The organism is Microbacterium phyllosphaerae (assembly GCF_017876435.1).
Classification (GTDB): domain Bacteria; phylum Actinomycetota; class Actinomycetes; order Actinomycetales; family Microbacteriaceae; genus Microbacterium; species Microbacterium phyllosphaerae.
In genome coordinates, this window is the sequence record NZ_JAGIOA010000001.1 from 1,802,003 (window position 1) to 1,818,449 (window position 16,447).

A 16,447-nucleotide genomic window follows, 5' to 3' on the forward strand; every position below is an offset into this window, starting at 1 on the left:
GACAGACTGGTCTGATGACCGCAACCCTCGTCGCCCAGAATCTCGCAGGTGGCTACGGTCACCGCATCCTCTTCGAGGGCCTCGACCTCACCGTCGCTCCCGGAGACGTCATCGGCGTCGTCGGCGCGAACGGAGCGGGCAAATCCACGCTTCTCCGGATCCTCGCGGGTGTCCTCGCGCCCGCAGACGGCTCCGTCTCGCTCGCCCCGACCGATGCCTTCGTCGGATGGCTGCCGCAGGAGCACGAGCGCGTCGAGGGTGAGACCGTCGCCGAGTACATCGCGCGTCGGACCGGCTGCGCTGCGGCGACACGAGAGATGGATGCCGCTGCTGCCGCGCTGGGCGACCCGTCCCTCGCACCGGAGGGAACGGATCCGGCCGACACGTACTCGCAGGCACTCGACCGGTGGCTCGCCAGCGGTGCCGCCGACCTCGACGAGCGCATCCCTGCGGTGCTGGCGGATCTGGGGCTTCCGAGCGGAGGACGTGTCGCTGAAGACGCACTCATGACGGGGCTCTCCGGCGGGCAGGCCGCCCGCGTCGGATTGGCCGCTCTGCTGCTCTCGCGCTTCGACATCGTCTTCCTCGACGAGCCGACCAACGACCTCGACCTCGACGGCCTCGATCGGCTGGAGGCCTTCGTGCGCGGACTCCGCGGCGGCGTGGTGCTCGTCAGTCACGACCGAGAGTTCCTGGCGCGAAGCGTCACTCGCGTTCTCGAGCTGGATCTCGCGCAGAACTCCCACCGTGTCTACGGCGGCGGATATGACGCGTACATCGAGGAGCGCGCCGTCGTGCGCCGGCACCTGCGCGAGAAGTACGACGAGTTCGCCGACAAGAAGGCCGATCTCGTGGCTCGCGCCCGCACCCAGCGCGAGTGGTCGAGTCAGGGTGTGCGGAACGCGATGAAGAAGTCGCCGGACAACGACAAGATCAAGCGCAAGGCGTCGATGGAGTCCAGCGAGAAGCAGGCGCAGAAGGTGCGTCAGATGGAGAGTCGGATCGCACGCCTCGACAAGGTGGAGGAGCCTCGCAAGGAGTGGCAGCTCGAGTTCACGATCGGCTCCGCGCCTCGCTCGAGCACCGTCGTGTCGACGCTGAACTCCGCGGTGTTCCGGCAGGGCGATTTCACGCTCGGTCCGCTGTCGCTGCAGGTCGACGCGGGCGACCGCATCGGGATCACCGGTCCCAACGGTGCGGGCAAGTCCACGCTGCTTCGAGCGCTCCTCGGGCGGCAGGCCCCTGTCGAGGGGGCTGCGGCCCTCGGCAGCAGTGTGCAGATCGGCGAGATCGACCAGGCGCGATCGCTGCTCGTCGGCGATGCTGCGCTCGCCGACGCCTTCGAGGCGCTGGTTCCCGAGATGTCATCGGCTGAGGTCCGCACGCTGCTGGCGAAGTTCGGTCTCCGGGCCGACCACGTGACGCGTCCGGTCGATGAGCTCTCGCCCGGCGAGCGCACCCGGGCGGCGCTCGCTCTTCTGCAGGCGCGCGGCATCAATCTGCTCGTGCTCGACGAGCCGACCAACCACCTCGACCTTCCGGCGATCGAACAGCTCGAGCAGGCGCTGGAGTCCTATACAGGCACGCTTCTGCTCGTCACGCACGACCGTCGGATGCTCGAGGCGGTGCAGACGACCCGTCGCTGGAGCGTCGAGGACGGGCAGGTCGAAGAGCGCTGAGGGTCAGCGCCCCTGGCGCTTCTTGTACGGCTTGGGCTGCCCCTTGACGATGGGCGCGCGTCCCTTGCCCTTGGACGCCTTGGCCTTGCCGCCGGCCGGAGCCACGGTCTTCGGCGCAGGCGGGGGAGCGGCAGCCACCGTGGCCTGAGCCTCGACGAGGAACAGCTCGCCGACGTTCGTCAGGCGAGGCGTGCCCTCGCGGTTGACGAGCGTGTGGCCCACCTCTTCTTCGAGCTTGTCGAGCGAGGTGTAGAGCGAGGCCAGGGGGATGCCCAGCTCTTTCGCGGCTCGCGGGAAGTGCAGCGTCTCGGCGAGGACGACGTAGCGACGGAGCAGTGCCAACTTCATGCGCGTGAACGGTCCTTCTCGGGCCACGACGATCGCGGCTCTGGTTCTAACCTACGCGAGCCGGATGCGCACCCGACTCAGACGCACGGATGCCGCGGCTCGACGAGCCGCGGCATCCGGGAAGTTCTTTCGTCAGGCGACCTTCGGGAGCACAGCGAACGACACCGAGCCTTCGTCATCCACGCCGGCATCGAGGATCTTGTCATCGAGCGCGGCGGCTGCGGTCTCATCGAGGAAGAGACGGGTGCCCGAGACCTCGACCACCTGGTCCTCGGGCTCGGGATCGGGAGTGACGAGGACGGCGAGGCGCGCACCGCCGTCGGGCCCTGGTGCGGGCGTGGAGTGAATACGGAGCCCGGCGTCGGTGGCGTCTGTCTGACGGCTGACGAGGGTGTTCACGATTGCGGAGGCGTTATCGGTGAGGGTGAGCACGAGACTCTCCTTCCGGTTGCGGTCACGACGCGGGTGCGGCGTGTCCGGGCCACGATTCCCCACCCCGCGACGCGTTTCAACCCGACGCGCCCGGTTCGGAGGGGTCTCCCACCTGATGCAGAGGTTTTCTCAGGAACACCTGCTCCGTGCCGTCGCCGTCGGGCACGCGCACCGTCTCTCGGTAGCCGCACGCCTCGTAGAGACGGATGTTCGCCTCGCTCAGGCTGCCCGTGAAGAGCTCCGCCTCCGTGGCCCTCGATGACCGCTCAGCTTCGTCGAGAAGGGTGCGACCGATGCCCTCGCCCTGCATGTCTGGGGCGATCGCGATGCGCCCGATGAGCAGCACGTCGTCGTCCTCCACGAAACGGATGGCTCCCACCAGGCGGCCGTTCATGCGTGCGGTCAGCCCGCTTCCCGCTCGCAGCTCCGCCTCGACCTCGGCAAGCGTCTGCGTCAGCGGCGGCATGTCGGCACTGCCGTAGATCTGCGCCTCCGAGACGAAGGCCGCACGCTGCAGCGTGAGCACCTCGCCGGCATCCGCTTCGGTCATCGACGCGATCGCCACGTCTGGCCCGGTGTCACCGGTCTGGTCTGAGGATGTCTCTGGTTCGATCACTGCGCCACCATCGGGCCTGTGTCACAGGAGTGTCAACCCCCTCGAATCCCGGAGGATCGAGGGCTAGCGTCGCAGATCCGACACCAGGAGGACCCCATGGCTGAGAACACGAAGTCGAAGACCGCGAGCACGTCCAAGCGTGGCGCGAAGACCACCAGGCGGCAGAACGCCGAGAAGGGGTTCACCGCCTCCCCGACCCTGGCCGCCAACCTGCAGGTCGTGCTCGTGGACCTGATCGAGCTGTCGCTCCAGGGCAAGCAGGCGCACTGGAACGTCGTCGGACGCAACTTCCGCGACACCCACCGACAGCTCGACGAGATCATCGACGCGGCCCGGACCTTCAGCGACACGGTCGCCGAGCGCATGCGTGCGCTGCATGCCGTTCCCGATGGCCGTACCGACACGATCGCCGAGACGACGTCGCTTCCCGCGTTCCCGGCGGGCGAGGTGTCGACCACCGACACGATCGACCTGATCACCGCGCGACTGGATGCCGTCGTCGGCACGATCCGCGAAGTCCATGACGCCGTCGACGAAGAGGATCCGACGTCGGCGGACATCCTGCACGCGGTCATCGAGAGTCTCGAGCAGTTCGCGTGGATGGTCAGCGCCGAGAACCGGACCCCGGCAGGGCGCTGAGGATTCCTCGGCCTTTCGGTTCAGATCCGATCGACCGACCCGCCTCGCGCGGCCTCGCGCCGAACGAGGCGGGGGAGGACGAGCCAGAGCACGCCGACGAAGACCACTGAGGCGACGAGAGCGATGAGACCCGCGGTGCGATTCACCGTGAAATCGACGATGAGTGTCGTGACACCGATCGTGAGAGCCGAGATCGCGACAAGGTCGATGACGACGATCCGCGCAGCGACCCGCACGAGTTCTGGTTTGCGGCGACGACCGAACAGCGCCCTGTGCAGAGCCACGGGGGCGAGGGCCAGAATCGTGGCCACTGCCGCGAGGGCCACCAGCACCACGTACACGTCTCGCTGGAACTCATCCATGTCCTCGAACCGCGGGGTGAACGCCACGGCGAGCAGGAAGCCGGTGAGGATCTGCGTACCGGTCTGCATCACCCGCAGTTCCTGGAGAAGTTCTTCCCAGTTGCGGTCTGCGCGCTCGTTGCGCGTCTCGTCTCGTCCGTCGACCAGATCATCGCGTTCGGCGGCAGGCGGCCTGACCTCGGGTTCCATGGGGCCAGTCTCGCGGGGGAGGCCGGATGCTGTCCAGACTCTTGCGCGACGATCGACGAGGAGATTCGGATGACGCTTCCCTCGATCCGTGAGTGATGGCCGGAGCTCTCGCTCGAAGCCCGAGTCGACGTGCTCGGCGATGCCGCACCGCATCTGACCGCAAGGGCGCGCGAGGAGATCCGGTCCATCACGGGAGCAGTCGTCGGGATGACCGAGACGCTGTCCGACGACGACCTCGCCTTTGCGCGCTCGGAGGCACGCGCGGAGGTCGATGCGGCGGACTCCGACTGATCGGGGCCGCGCTCAGCTGTCGCTCGTCGGGTTCTCTTCCCGCAGGCGCGGCTCGGTGCGGCGTTCGGGGCGGAGGCCCGCCTTGTCGGCGTAGAACGCCCGGATCCGATCCATGTCGGCGGCGACATCGCCGGTGAGGTCGAGCGTCGGCCCGAGTCCGGTCGTCATCGTCGTGCGGTCGACGAAGCCGAGGGTGACCGGCATCCCGGTCTCGCGGGCGATCCTGTAGAAGCCGGACTTCCAGTACTCGTTGCCGCCGCGGGTACCGTCGGGGGTGATCACAAGGCCGAACACGCCTCCGGATTCGACCTGGGCGACGACGTCGTTGACGACGCGGACAGGGTCTGCCCGGTCGACAGGGATGCCGCCGAGGCGGCGCATTATCGGGCCGCGCCAGCCGCGGAACAGGCTGCTCTTGCCGAGCCAGTGGACCTCGATGCGCAGGCGCCACGCGATGGCGAGCATCAGTACGAAGTCCCAGTTGGACGTGTGGGGCGCGCCGATCAGGATCGTGGGGCGAGTCGGCCGCGACTCAGCGGTGAGGGTCCAGCGGCTGAACGTCCAATACAGGCGGGCGAGGAGTCGTGTGAGCACTCGTCAACCGTAGGGGAGCGCTGCTGTCCGTCTGCTGTCGATCGGCGTGTCGATTTCCGCGCCACTGGGTCGCAGCAGGCGTAGCATCTAATGATGGCCACGACACAGGACTCCGCCGAGCAGGACGCGACCCCCGCGCTCCGGCCGCTACCGGACGCTCTGAACCTGCTCGAGAACGACTCCGCCGGTTACTGCAGCGGCGGCGTCTGCCACTTCCCTGCGCCCAAGACGCAGTAGCGATCAGACGCCGCCGCGGCGGCGATCAGTGTCCGCCGTGTGCTCCACCGGCGATGTCGTCGGCAGGCTTCGTGACGAACGCACTGAGCGCGACAGCCGCAAGAGAGATGATCGCGGCGATCAGGAACGCCATGCGCGCGCCGGGGGCTCCTGCGGCGGCCGTCTCCAGCCCCTCCGCTTCACCTGCGTGCAGGATGGCCGAGTACGTCACGGTGAGCACGGCGACACCGGCCGCTCCACCGACCTGCTGGAGCGTGTTGAGCACCGCGGAACCGTGCGAGTAGAGCGAGCGCTGCAGCGACCCGAGCGAGGCGGAGAACAGCGGCGTGAATGACATGGCGAGACCGACCGACATCGCGGCCTGCACGATGATGAGCACCCACCACACGGTGTGCTCGCCCACGGTCGAGTAATAGAACAGCGCCGCTGAGACGAGGATCGTTCCGGGGATCAGCAGCGGGCGGGTGCCGCGTGCGTCATAGACGCGACCCATGATCGGACCCAGCAGACCCATGAGCACGGAGCCCGGCAGCAGGATGAGGCCGGACTCGAGGGCGTTGAGCCCGGCGACGTTCTGCAGGTACTGGGGAAGCAGGGTCAGCGTGCCGAACATCGACAGCGCGAGGATCGTCATGATGATGACCGAGAACGTGAAGTTCGCCGAACGGAAGACCCGCAGGTCGAGAAGCGCGTCATCGACCCGCTGCAGCACGAGCTGGCGCCACACGAAGAGGGCGAGCGCGACGGCACCCACGACGAGTGCGACGATTCCGGTCGTCTCGCCCGAGCCGCCCTCGCCGCCGAACTGGCTCAGACCGAACACGATGCCGCCGAAGCCGAGCGCAGCGAGCGGGATCGAGAGCACGTCGAGGGGGACCTTGCGGGTCTCGCCGAGGTTCGTCATCCACTTGGCTCCGATGAGGAGCGAGACCAGGGCGATCGGCAGGATGATCGCGAACAGCGCGCGCCAGTGCAGCGTCTCGAGTACGGCGCCGGCGAGCGTCGGGCCGATCGCGGGAGCGAGCGAGATGACCAGGCCGACTCGACCCATCATGCGACCACGCGACTGCGGCGGGACGACGTTCATGATGGTGGTCATCAGCAGGGGCATCATGATTCCGGTGCCGGCCGCCTGGATGACGCGACCCACGAGCAGAACGGCGAACCCGGGCGCGACGAGGGCGACCAGGGTTCCCAGCGAGAACGAGATCATCGCGGCGATGAAGACCTGGCGCGTCGTGAAGCGCTGCAGGATGAATCCTGTGGTCGGGATGACGACGGCCATCGTCAGCATGAACGCGCTCGTGAGCCACTGGCCGAGCTCGGGCGGGATGCCGAGATCCACGTTCAGGTGGGGGATCGCGATGCCCATCGTCGTTTCGTTGAGGATGGCGACGAACGCGGCGACGAGCAGGAGCCAGATCACGCGCATGTCACTGCGTGCGATCTCGCCTCCGGGTGCGGCAGGGGGCGTGGTGATCGACCCGGTGTCGACGGCAGACATACGGCCTCCTAGGCACTGAAGAGGGGGGAGAGATCGCGCGAGTGCGCGGGGACCACTCAGCGTAACCACAGGTTCGGACATTTCATTCCGAATCGGGGTGAATCCGCTCTCAGCGGACCGTCCGGATGCCGCGGGCGGCCCGGCGTCCGCCACGCTGACTACGCTGGCGACATGAGCATGGGTGGAATGCACGGCGGGTTCCGTCGCGTGGACGAAGACACGCAGCGTCGCCTCAACGCCGACGCCCCGAGTATCAGCGGACTGGGAGCCAGAGTCGTCACCCTCTTCCGCCCGTACCGGTGGCGTATCTTCTGGACGGGCGTGCTCGTCGTCATCGGCGCGGGCATCGCGGTGATCCCGCCACTGATCGTCCAGCGCATCTTCGACGACGCGCTGTTCCCCGTCGCCGGTGGCGGCCCGCAGCTGCAGCTGCTCATCTGGCTCGTCTCGGGGATGGTCGGACTGTTCCTCCTCTCGGCCGTACTCGGCGTCGCCCAGACCTGGCTCACCTCGACGGTGGGCAACAGCGTCACGGGTGATCTGCGAGTGCGGCTCTTCGAGCATCTTCAGGCGATGGAACTCGGATTCTTCACGCGCACCAAGACCGGAGTGATCCAGTCGCGCCTGCAGAATGACGTCGGTGGCGTCTCCGGCGTGCTGACGAACACGGTCACCAGCATCCTGGGCAACGTCGTCACGGTGATCGCCTCGCTCGTCGCGATGATCCTGATCGACTGGCGTCTGACTCTGATCGCGGTCGTGCTGATGCCGTTCCTGATCATCGTGCAGCGACGAGTCGGGCAGGTGCGTGCGCGCATCGCCGGCGAGACGCAGGAATCGCTGTCCGAGCTCACCTCGATCACGCAGGAGACGCTGAGCGTGTCGGGGATGCTGCTGTCGAAGGCGTTCAACCGTCAGCGCACCGAATCCCAGCGGTACCAGGCCGAGAACCGCAATCAGGTGAAGCTCCAGGTGCGACGAGCCATGAGCGGTCAGGGCTTCTTCGCTGTCGTCCAGGTGCTCATGGCGAGCGTCCCGGCCGTGATCTACCTCGTCTCCGGCTACCTGATCGCCGGCGGCACGGGCGCGATCACGGCCGGTACGGTCGTGGCGTTCACCACCGTGCAGGCGCGACTGCTCCAGCCGTTGATGGGCCTCATGCGGGTGTCGCTGGACCTGCAGACGTCGTCGGCACTGTTCGCGCGCATCTTCGAGTACCTGGATCTGGTCCCCGAGATCCAGGATGCTCCCGACGCGATCTCCGTCTCCGAGGCGCCGGGTCCGCGGGGGCGCATCGAGTTCGCCGATGTCGTGTTCCGCTATCCCGATGCAGCGCCTGACGCGCGGCCTACTCTGCAGGGGGTGTCGTTCGTCGCAGAGCCGGGGCAGCACGTCGCGTTCGTCGGCCCCTCGGGCGCGGGCAAGACGACGGTGCTCTACCTCGCACCGCGCCTGTACGAGGCGCACGGCGGGGCGGTGCTCTTCGCGGGGGCCGATGTCCGCACGCTCACCCAGGAGTCGATCATCGATCAGGTGGGCATCGTCTCGCAGGAGACGTACCTGTTCCACGCGACGATCCGCGAGAACCTGCTCTATGCGAAGCCGGAGGCGACCGAGGCCGAGGTCATCGCCGCCTGCCGGGCCGCCAACATCCATCACATCATCGACGGTTTCGAAGACGGCTACGACACCGTCGTGGGAGAGCGCGGGTACCGGCTCTCGGGCGGGGAGAAGCAGCGCATCGCGATCGCCCGCGTGCTGTTGAAAGACCCTCCCGTGCTGCTGCTCGACGAAGCCACCTCGGCGCTCGACACCGTCTCGGAGCGCGTCGTGCAGGAGGCCCTCGACGAGGCGGCGAAGGGACGAACGACGCTCACGATCGCGCATCGGCTGTCGACGATCATCGGTGCAGACGTGATCCACGTCGTCGAGGCCGGTCAGATCGTCGAGTCGGGCACCCACTCAGAACTCCTCGCACACGGAGGGCTGTATGCGGAACTGGCCGCGCAGCAGGTCGCGGCCTCGCGCGTGCTCGACACCGAGACGGCGATCGAAGAGACCGTCTCGGGCGGAGTGCGCGCCGCGCTCACGGATCGCAGGGCCGACCGTGCACCCGAGGACTCGGCGGGAGCGGATGCGGTCGCAGCCCTCACGGCGCCGGTGCCGCTGCTCGATGCCTCGCGCGCGGACGAGAGGGTCTATCCCGCCGAAGGGTGAGACGCGCTCAGTGCACCGACAGTCCACCGTCGATGAAGAGGGACTGCCCGGTGACGTAGCCCGACCCCCGGCCGGCGAGGAACACGGCCGCGGCGGCGAAGTCCGCCGGCAGCCCGTTCCGCCCGATCATCGTGCGGGCGGCGAGGGCGGCGATCTGCGCCGGGTCCTCCTGCAGTCGCGCGTTCAGCGGGGTCAGCACGAACCCGGGGACGAGCGAGTTGCTCGTGACGCCCGTGCCACCCCAGGCCTCGGCCTCCGACCGCATCAACGACTCCACGGCCCCCTTCGATGCTCCGTAGACGCCGCTCCCCACGAAGGCGCGATGCGCCTGCTGCGAGCTGATGTGGATGAGGCGCCCGAAACCCCGCTCCGCCATTCCGGAGGCGAAGCGCTGACCCAGCAGGAACGGGGCGAGCGCATTGACGGTCATCGTCGCGTCCCAATCGTCCTCCGTGATCTCTGCGAACGGGGGACGGATGTTGATGCCCGCGGAGTTCACGAGGATGTCAGGCTCTCCGAAGGGCGCGGCGGCCGCATCGGCCACGGCGTGGATCCCGTCGCGGGTGCTGAGGTCGCCCACGACGCCCGCCGCGCGGCATCCGGCGTCCGTGAGTTCGCGGACCGTCTCGTCGATGCGCTCGGAACCGCGGGCGACGATCACCGTCGCGGCTCCCGCCTTGGCGAGAGCCGTCGCGATCCCACGACCGATTCCCGAACTGCCTCCGGTCACGACCGCGGTGCGGCCCTCGAGCGAGAACAGGTCGGCGAGGTAGTCGTTCATGGGTCTCCTTGGACGTACACTCACCAGGCCAGGGCGGCGGTGAGACGGGGATCGGGGGTGGCCCCGGAGTACTCCGGCAGCGCCTGGATCTCGGCGACGAACGCCTCGACCTCCGCCGCGTAGGCCGGGTCGGGGTGGGTCGCAGCGATGTCGAGAAGCGGGGGCAGGTCCATCGCCAGGATCAGTTCGAGACGCGCGGTCACGGCGGCGTGCGCACCGGCGTCATGGAGCACGCGGATGCCGCCGCGCAGCGCCGTGAGGTAATCACGGAGCACCGGCAGCTGCGCCCGACCCTGCGTGATCGAGGTCCCGTCGGCGCGGAGCCGCCAGCGGACGACCGTGTCGGGGATCACATCGAATGCCCGTGCCCGCGTGTACATCAGCTGGGCCACGACCTGATCCTCGTACGCGACCCCTTCGGGGAACCTCAGATCGCTCCACAGCTCTGTGCGGCTGACCTTCGACCAGGCGACGATGTTGGCGCTCGCTCGGGGGTGCTCGACGATCGTGGTGCCGAGTCGCACCGGCGAGGTCGCGGCCGCGACCCAGGGCTGCACGCGCCCGGGGACATAGCGCTCGCCGTCGAAGCGCGACCGCACGTAGGCACCGGCGACGAAGTCGCTCCCGGTCTCTGCGAGGGTTCCGATGAGTCGCTCGAGAGCAGTGGAGGTCAGCTCGTCATCGCCGTCGAGAAACCCGACCATCGGGGTGTCGACGAGCTCGATGCCCGCGTTCCGCGCGGCGCCGAGCCCCCGAGACGCCTCATGTCGCACGAAGCGGAACCGCGGATCGGATGCTGCGGCCTCGGCGAAGATCCGGGCGGTGTCATCGGTCGATCCGTCGTCGATCAGGATCGCGTGCCATCGGGGTTCGGTCTGCGCGCGCAGCGAATCGAGTGCGGCCGGAGCGAAGGCGGCGATGTCGCGGCCGGGGACGATCAGAGTCACGATCGGGGCGGTGGCGGTCACCAGCCGAGTCTACGGCCGCTGAACAGGGTGTCTTCCTCAGTGGCCTGCGACGGCGCGCACCGACTCCGCCACGAGGTTTCCGAGCCGGTCGGGCAGGTCCTCGGGGAGCGGGTCGCGGCCGAACGTGAAGCGCACCGACGTCTGCGCGACGGACGGCTCCACGCCGCTGGCGAGGAGCACGTGGGAGGGTTCGTCGCTTCCCGCTGCGCATGCCGATCCACTCGAGGAGACGACGCCTCGGCGCTCCAGTTCGAGCAGCACGGCTTCACCGCTCACACCGGTGAACGTGAAGCTCGCCGTGGCGGGAAGCCGCCTGATCGGATCACCCGTGAGCGCCGACTGCGGCACGAGGGAGAGGACAGCGGCGATGAACCGCTGCGTCGTCGCGCCGATGCGACTGCTCAGCGCCTCGCGCTCCGCCTCGGCGAGATCCAATGCCACGGCGAGTCCGACGGCCCCCGCGACGTTCTCGGTCCCCGAGCGGCGGCCGCGCTCCTGCCCGCCCCCGTGCAGGAGCGGCTCGAGCGCGAGCCGTCCGCGCACGGCGAGAGCGCCGATCCCCTTGGGGGCTCCGAGCTTGTGCCCGGCGATCGCGATCGCGTCCGCCCCGAGCTCCGCGAGCGGCAGCCACCCGGCGGACTGCACGGCGTCGACGTGCAACGGAACCCGTGCGGACCGGCTCACCTCCGTGAGCGCCGCCATGTCCTGGATCGTTCCGATCTCATTGTTGGCGTGCCCGAGGGCGACGAGCGCGGTGTCGTCGCGGATCGCCTCATGAAGCGAGACCGCGGAGATCCGGCCCTGTGGATCGACGGGTGCGGCCGTGACCTCGACATCATGGAAGCGTCGCAGATAGTCGGCGGACTCCAGGATCGACTCGTGCTCGATCGGCGAGACCACCAGATGACGCCGGCCGTCGGCGAGAGCGGCGAGCACGATCCCCTTGACCGCGAGGTTGTTGGCCTCGGTGCCGCCGCCGGTGAACACGACGTCGCCGCTGCGCATGCCGAGCGCTCGCGCGACCCGCGACCGCGCATCGTCGAGCGCGCTCGCCGCAGCCTCGCCATAGGTGTGATGACTCGAGGGGTTGCCGAACACTCCCGTGAGGTAGGGACGCATCGCATCGAGCACCTCCGGCCGGACCGGGGCAGACGCCGCGTGATCGAGGTAGAGCATCGGAGTCAATCGATCCGCACGTCCAGGCCGAGATCGAGCGCTCGCGCCGAGTGGGTCAGAGCCCCGACCGAGATCACGTCCACACCGGTCCTCGCGATCTCGCCGACGGTGTCGAGGTTCACCCCGCCCGACGCCTCGACCTGGGCACGGTCGCCGATCAGCGTCACGCCGGCACGAAGATCGTCCACGGAGAAGTTGTCGAGCAGCACGGTGTGCGCTCCGCCGTCGAGCACGGCGGGGATCTGATCGAGCCGGTCGACCTCGACGACCACATGGGTCGTGTGGGGCAGCCGTGAGAAGGCCTCTCGCAGAGCGGTGGCCAGGTCGACACCCGAGCGCTGGAGCACCGCGAGATGGTTATCCTTGGCCATCACGGCATCCGACAGCGAGTACCGATGGTTGTGGCCGCGGCCCGAGGTCACCGCATGCCGCTCGAACGCGCGGAGGCCGGGGGTGGTCTTGCGGGTGTCCGCGATGCGCGCCGAGGTGCCCTCGATCGCTCGCACATAAGCGTCGGTCAGCGTGGCGATGCCGCTCATCCGCTGCGTGAAATTCAGCGCGATGCGCTCGGCGGTGAGGATGCCGCGGGCCGACCCCGAGACCGAGGCGAGCACGTCACCGGGAGTGAAGCGATCGCCGTCGCCGACGTGCACGTCGATCGTGATCGATGGATCTGTGAGGGTGAAGGCGGCCGAGAACACGTCTCCTCCGCTGAAGATCCCCTCTTCCCTGGCGACCAGATCGGCGGTGGCGGTCGCGTCGGCGGGGAGCAGCGTGGTGCTGGTGAGGTCACCCCACGGAGCATCCTCCTCCAGGGCTGCGCCCACGACACGGGTGATGAGTGCGGGCGTGAGCATCAGACGGTCTCCAAGAGCGGCGAGGCGACGGGGTCGCGGTAGTGGGCACCGACCGATTCGGTGCGGGCGAGTGCGGCGGAGGCCGTGGACACGGCGAGGAGGAGCAGGTTGGCGTCCTCGCGTTCGGCGACGGTGACGGGGGCCGCTGCGGCGGAGAGCCAGAGGGTGAGGGAGTCGAGTGCTCGCTCGAGGCCCTCCTCTGTGCGGAGGAGCCCGACGTCGTCCCACATCAGCCGCTGCAGCGCGGCGCGGCTGAACGGCGTGCCGTCCACGCGCGGGAGCGGCGAGGCGCCGCGCCCGATGCTCGGGGTCTCCGCCGAGGGGGACGCCGCGGAGGTCGTCCAGGGCGTGCTCACGGCGGCAGCCGCGCGAGCCCCGAAGACCGCACCCTCGAGCAGCGAGTTCGAGGCGAGACGGTTGGCGCCGTGCACACCGGTGCGGGCGGCCTCTCCGACGGCGAAGAGGCCGGGGATCGACGTGCGGCCGTCGAGGTCGGTGACGACACCGCCCATCAGATAGTGCGCGGCAGGGGTCACCGGAATCGGCTCCTCACTCCAGTCGAAACCGCGCTCGCGGGTGACCCGGTCGATCGTCGGGAAGCGGTGCGCCAGCATGCGTGCGCCCAGCATCGTGGCGTCGAGACGCACGGGAGACCCCTGCGCGGCGGCCTGGCGCGCGATCGCGCGCGACACGACGTCGCGGGGAGCCAGTTCGCCGTCGGGGTGGGTGTCGAACACGAAGCGCCGACCGTCGACGTCGATGAGTGTCGCACCTTCACCGCGCACGGCCTCGGACACCAGGAATGCCGGGCCTTCGGCGAGGATCGTCGGGTGGAACTGCATGAACTCCAGATCCGCGACCGCCGCCCCGGCGCGGAGAGCGGCGGCGATGCCGTCGCCGGTGGTGCCGGCAGGATTCGTCGTGTGCGCGTAGAGGTGACCGGCCCCGCCCGTCGCGAGGATCACCGCATCTGCTGCGAGGTCTGAGACAGCTCCGTCGACGAGCACGCGGATGCCGCGTGCCTCGCCCTGCGTGACGATGAGGTCTGCGAGGAACGCGTGCTCGACGACGGTGATGGCCGCGTGACGAGTGGCCGCGGCCAGCGCACGGGCGATCGCCGCTCCGGTGGCGTCGCCGCCCGCGTGCACGATGCGGGCATGGCTGTGGGCGGCCTCGCGCCCGAGCAGCAGTTCGCCCTCGGGGGAGCGGTCGAAGGCGACGCCGCGAGCGATCAGTTCCGCGATCCTCGCGGCCGCATCCTGCACGAGCACGGCCACGGCAGCGGGATCCGACAGCCCCGCCCCCGCGCTGATCGTGTCGGATGCGTGCCGCGAGGCCGAGTCCTCCGGGCCGTACATCCCGGCCACGCCGCCCTGGGCGTACCCGGTGCACCCGTCACCGAGCGCACCCTTGGTCACGACCGTGACCGCGTGCCCCGCCTCCTGTGCGTGCAGCGCGGCGGTGAGACCGGCGATGCCCGAACCGACGACGATGACGTTCATCGTGCGCTCGCCACCACCGGCGGCTTCGCCGCCAGCATCCGCTCGAGGGCGACCCGCGCCGGGTCGGCCACGTCCGCCGTCACCGTGATCCGATTGGGGGTGCGGCCGGCCACGAGCTCTTCGAGCACCCACGCGAGGTATCCGGGATGGATGCGGTACATCGTCGAGCACGGGCAGACCACCGGGTCCAGGCAGAAGATCTCGTGCTGGGGGAACTGCGCGGCCAGTCGGCGCACGAGGTTGATCTCCGTGCCGATCGCGAAGGTCGTGGGCTCTGTCGCGGCGGCGATCGCGCGGCGGATGTAGTCGGTGGAACCCGCTTCGTCCGCGGCGTCCACCACTTCCATCGGGCACTCCGGATGCACGATCACACGCACGTCGGGATGCTCGGCGCGAGCCTCGTCGATCTGCGCCACGGAGAAGCGCCGGTGCACCGAGCAGAAGCCGTGCCAGAGGATCACGCGGGAGTCGACGAGAGCGGATGCCGTCGAGCCGCCGAGCGCCTTGCGCGGGTTCCACATCGGCATCTGCTCGAGGGGCACGCCCATCGCCTTCGCGGTGTTGCGGCCCAGGTGCTGGTCGGGGAAGAACAGCACTCGCTGCCCTCGTTCGAACGCCCACTCGAGCACGGTCTGCGCATTCGACGACGTGCACACGATTCCGCCGTGCCGTCCGACGAAGCCTTTGATCGCGGCCGACGAGTTCATGTACGTCACGGGGACGACGGGCACACGGCCGTCGGCATCCTGAGCGTCGAGATCGCCGAGGACATCGGCGAGCTGTTCCCAGCACTCCTCGACCTGATCGATGTCCGCCATGTCGGCCATCGAGCATCCGGCTGCGAGGTTCGGCAGGATCACGGCCTGGTCGGGGCCGGAGAGCAGGTCGGCGGTCTCGGCCATGAAGTGCACGCCGCAGAAGACGATGGCCTCGGCATCCGGTCGCTCCTTCGCCGCTGTCGCGAGCTGGAACGAGTCGCCCACGTAGTCGGCGTGACGCACGACCTCCTCGCGCTGGTAGAAGTGTCCGAGCACGACGGCCCGGTCGCCGAGCGTCGCCTTGGCCACGCGGATGCGCTCGTCGAGCTCGTCCTCGCTCGCCTCGCGATACTCCGCCGGAAGCTCGCCCTGACGCGGCGCTCCGGTCGGGATGACATCTCCCATCGACGATCCCGGCCCGTATCCGGGGCGCGCGTCGAAGTCCCAGGGGCCCGCGGCGAGATCGGTCGTGCAGGTCGCGTCTGTCGAGGCCCCCGACACGATCGACTGGATCGCGTGGTCGACGGAGGCGTCGACGGGCTGGACTGCCGGGGTCGGAACGAAGGTGATGCTCATCGGGTGCTCGTTTCCTCGGGGCCGAGAGGGCCGTGATCGGCCAGTTCGACATCGGTGTTGTAGCGGTACAGGCGGGCGGGGCGGTGGCTGCCCGTGCGGAACTGGTCGGTGGGGAGGAGGTTGCCGGCGGATTCGACCTGCCGGCGGAAGTTGGCCGGGTCGAGGTGCTTGCCGAGAATCGCCTCGTAGGCCTCTCGAAGATCGGCCAGGGTGAACTCCGCCGGCAGGAAGCCGTGTGCGACGCGGCTGTAGCCGACCTTGCTGCGCAGGCGCCAGAGCGCGTAGTCGATGATCTTGCGGTGATCGAACGCGAGTGGGGGCAGGTCGCCGAGATCGAACCAGCGCACGTTCTCGGGAGCAAGCCCTGATGCCCGATGCGCGGCGCTCTGGGCGTCGACCTCGTCCTGCCGCAGCAGTGCCCAGTAGACGATCGACACCACACGCGTGGGGGAGCGGTCGACGGCGCCGAAGGCGTAGAGCTGCTCGAGGTAGCTGGGTGTGAGTCCGGTCGTCTCGGCGAGCGTGCGTGCGGCGGCATCGACCGGCGATTCGGCAGGCGTCAGCCAGCCTCCGGGAAGCGCCCACTGGTCGGCGAACGGCTCGCGCGTGCGCAGGACCAGCGGCAGCGCGAGCACCGCCGCGCCGTCGTCGGTGCGACGGAGCGTGAGGATCACCGTCGACACGGCGACATCGATGCCCCTGGTTTGAGTCATTGGTACCT

General features: G+C 69.0%; 18 protein-coding genes. 5 read left to right on the forward strand and 13 right to left on the reverse strand.

What is annotated here, in order from left to right:
- The first annotated feature begins 14 nt into the window (after positions 1 to 14).
- Positions 15 to 1,679 (forward strand): ABC-F family ATP-binding cassette domain-containing protein, encoded by a 1,665-nt coding sequence (locus JOF42_RS08360; RefSeq protein ID WP_210097444.1) that lies wholly within the window; start codon positions 15 to 17, stop codon positions 1,677 to 1,679.
- Positions 1,680 to 1,682: 3 nt separating this feature from the next.
- Here JOF42_RS08360 and JOF42_RS08365 read toward each other — a convergent pair whose 3' ends face one another.
- The 3 genes from JOF42_RS08365 to JOF42_RS08375 all read right to left on the reverse strand — a co-directional run bounded on the left by JOF42_RS08365 (position 1,683) and on the right by JOF42_RS08375 (position 3,009).
- Positions 1,683 to 2,027, reverse strand: a complete 345-nt coding sequence (locus JOF42_RS08365; protein ID WP_210097445.1) for a LysR family transcriptional regulator — start codon at positions 2,025 to 2,027, stop codon at positions 1,683 to 1,685.
- Between the two features lie 132 nt (positions 2,028 to 2,159).
- Entirely contained in the window at positions 2,160 to 2,459 is a 300-nt protein-coding gene (locus JOF42_RS08370) for a Fe-S cluster assembly protein HesB (protein WP_210097446.1), read from the reverse strand.
- A gap of 76 nt (positions 2,460 to 2,535) precedes the next feature.
- Entirely contained in the window at positions 2,536 to 3,009 is a 474-nt protein-coding gene (locus tag JOF42_RS08375; protein WP_210099133.1) for a GNAT family N-acetyltransferase, read from the reverse strand.
- A 162-nt stretch (positions 3,010 to 3,171) separates the two neighbouring features.
- Between JOF42_RS08375 and JOF42_RS08380 the strand changes: the two genes are divergently transcribed.
- The gene (locus JOF42_RS08380) at positions 3,172 to 3,714 is read left to right on the forward strand and encodes a Dps family protein (RefSeq protein ID WP_210097447.1); all 543 of its coding nucleotides are present in this window, start codon (positions 3,172 to 3,174) and stop codon (positions 3,712 to 3,714) included.
- Positions 3,715 to 3,734: 20 nt separating this feature from the next.
- Here JOF42_RS08380 and JOF42_RS08385 read toward each other — a convergent pair whose 3' ends face one another.
- Positions 3,735 to 4,265 carry a DUF6328 family protein gene (locus tag JOF42_RS08385; protein ID WP_210097448.1) on the reverse strand — a complete coding sequence of 177 codons (531 nt, stop codon included), beginning with the start codon at positions 4,263 to 4,265 and terminating at the stop codon, positions 3,735 to 3,737.
- Positions 4,266 to 4,394: 129 nt separating this feature from the next.
- On the opposite strand from JOF42_RS08385, the gene JOF42_RS08390 reads away from it, so the two are divergent.
- The gene (locus JOF42_RS08390; protein WP_210097449.1) at positions 4,395 to 4,556 is read left to right on the forward strand and encodes a hypothetical protein; all 162 of its coding nucleotides are present in this window, start codon (positions 4,395 to 4,397) and stop codon (positions 4,554 to 4,556) included.
- Positions 4,557 to 4,568: 12 nt separating this feature from the next.
- Here JOF42_RS08390 and JOF42_RS08395 read toward each other — a convergent pair whose 3' ends face one another.
- Complete coding sequence (locus tag JOF42_RS08395; RefSeq protein ID WP_210097450.1) at positions 4,569 to 5,150, reverse strand: 1-acyl-sn-glycerol-3-phosphate acyltransferase; 582 nt, start codon at positions 5,148 to 5,150, stop codon at positions 4,569 to 4,571.
- A 93-nt stretch (positions 5,151 to 5,243) separates the two neighbouring features.
- Between JOF42_RS08395 and JOF42_RS08400 the strand changes: the two genes are divergently transcribed.
- Complete coding sequence (locus JOF42_RS08400) at positions 5,244 to 5,387, forward strand: hypothetical protein (RefSeq protein ID WP_210099270.1); 144 nt, start codon at positions 5,244 to 5,246, stop codon at positions 5,385 to 5,387.
- 25 nt (positions 5,388 to 5,412) lie between these two features.
- Here JOF42_RS08400 and JOF42_RS08405 read toward each other — a convergent pair whose 3' ends face one another.
- Positions 5,413 to 6,891 (reverse strand): MDR family MFS transporter, encoded by a 1,479-nt coding sequence (locus JOF42_RS08405; RefSeq protein WP_210097451.1) that lies wholly within the window; start codon positions 6,889 to 6,891, stop codon positions 5,413 to 5,415.
- Between the two features lie 171 nt (positions 6,892 to 7,062).
- Here JOF42_RS08405 and JOF42_RS08410 point away from each other — a divergent pair, with 171 nt between their 5' ends.
- Positions 7,063 to 9,108 (forward strand): ABC transporter ATP-binding protein, encoded by a 2,046-nt coding sequence (locus tag JOF42_RS08410; protein ID WP_372443551.1) that lies wholly within the window; start codon positions 7,063 to 7,065, stop codon positions 9,106 to 9,108.
- 7 nt (positions 9,109 to 9,115) lie between these two features.
- Here the strand turns inward: JOF42_RS08410 and JOF42_RS08415 are convergent, their stop codons facing one another.
- The 7 genes from JOF42_RS08415 to JOF42_RS08445 are packed head-to-tail and all read right to left on the reverse strand — an operon-like array spanning position 9,116 to position 16,439.
- Positions 9,116 to 9,889 carry an SDR family NAD(P)-dependent oxidoreductase gene (locus JOF42_RS08415; protein WP_210097452.1) on the reverse strand — a complete coding sequence of 258 codons (774 nt, stop codon included), beginning with the start codon at positions 9,887 to 9,889 and terminating at the stop codon, positions 9,116 to 9,118.
- Positions 9,890 to 9,909: 20 nt separating this feature from the next.
- A complete protein-coding gene (locus tag JOF42_RS08420) occupies positions 9,910 to 10,857 on the reverse strand; it encodes a glycosyltransferase family 2 protein (RefSeq protein WP_210097453.1) in 948 nt (315 codons plus the stop codon).
- A 36-nt stretch (positions 10,858 to 10,893) separates the two neighbouring features.
- Positions 10,894 to 12,033 carry a cysteine desulfurase family protein gene (locus JOF42_RS08425; RefSeq protein ID WP_210097454.1) on the reverse strand — a complete coding sequence of 380 codons (1,140 nt, stop codon included), beginning with the start codon at positions 12,031 to 12,033 and terminating at the stop codon, positions 10,894 to 10,896.
- Positions 12,034 to 12,038: 5 nt separating this feature from the next.
- Positions 12,039 to 12,890 (reverse strand): carboxylating nicotinate-nucleotide diphosphorylase, encoded by an 852-nt coding sequence (gene nadC / locus JOF42_RS08430; protein WP_210097455.1) that lies wholly within the window; start codon positions 12,888 to 12,890, stop codon positions 12,039 to 12,041.
- Positions 12,890 to 14,392 carry an L-aspartate oxidase gene (gene nadB, locus JOF42_RS08435; protein WP_210097456.1) on the reverse strand — a complete coding sequence of 501 codons (1,503 nt, stop codon included), beginning with the start codon at positions 14,390 to 14,392 and terminating at the stop codon, positions 12,890 to 12,892. Before nadB ends, nadC begins: the two co-directional genes overlap by 1 nt.
- Positions 14,389 to 15,726: a quinolinate synthase NadA gene (gene nadA / locus JOF42_RS08440; RefSeq protein ID WP_210097457.1), complete on the reverse strand. Its 1,338-nt coding sequence runs from the start codon at positions 15,724 to 15,726 to the stop codon at positions 14,389 to 14,391. The genes nadB and nadA overlap by 4 nt, the downstream gene beginning before the upstream one ends.
- The gene (locus tag JOF42_RS08445; protein ID WP_210097458.1) at positions 15,723 to 16,439 is read right to left on the reverse strand and encodes an NUDIX hydrolase; all 717 of its coding nucleotides are present in this window, start codon (positions 16,437 to 16,439) and stop codon (positions 15,723 to 15,725) included. Before JOF42_RS08445 ends, nadA begins: the two co-directional genes overlap by 4 nt.
- Positions 16,440 to 16,447 lie beyond the last annotated feature (8 nt).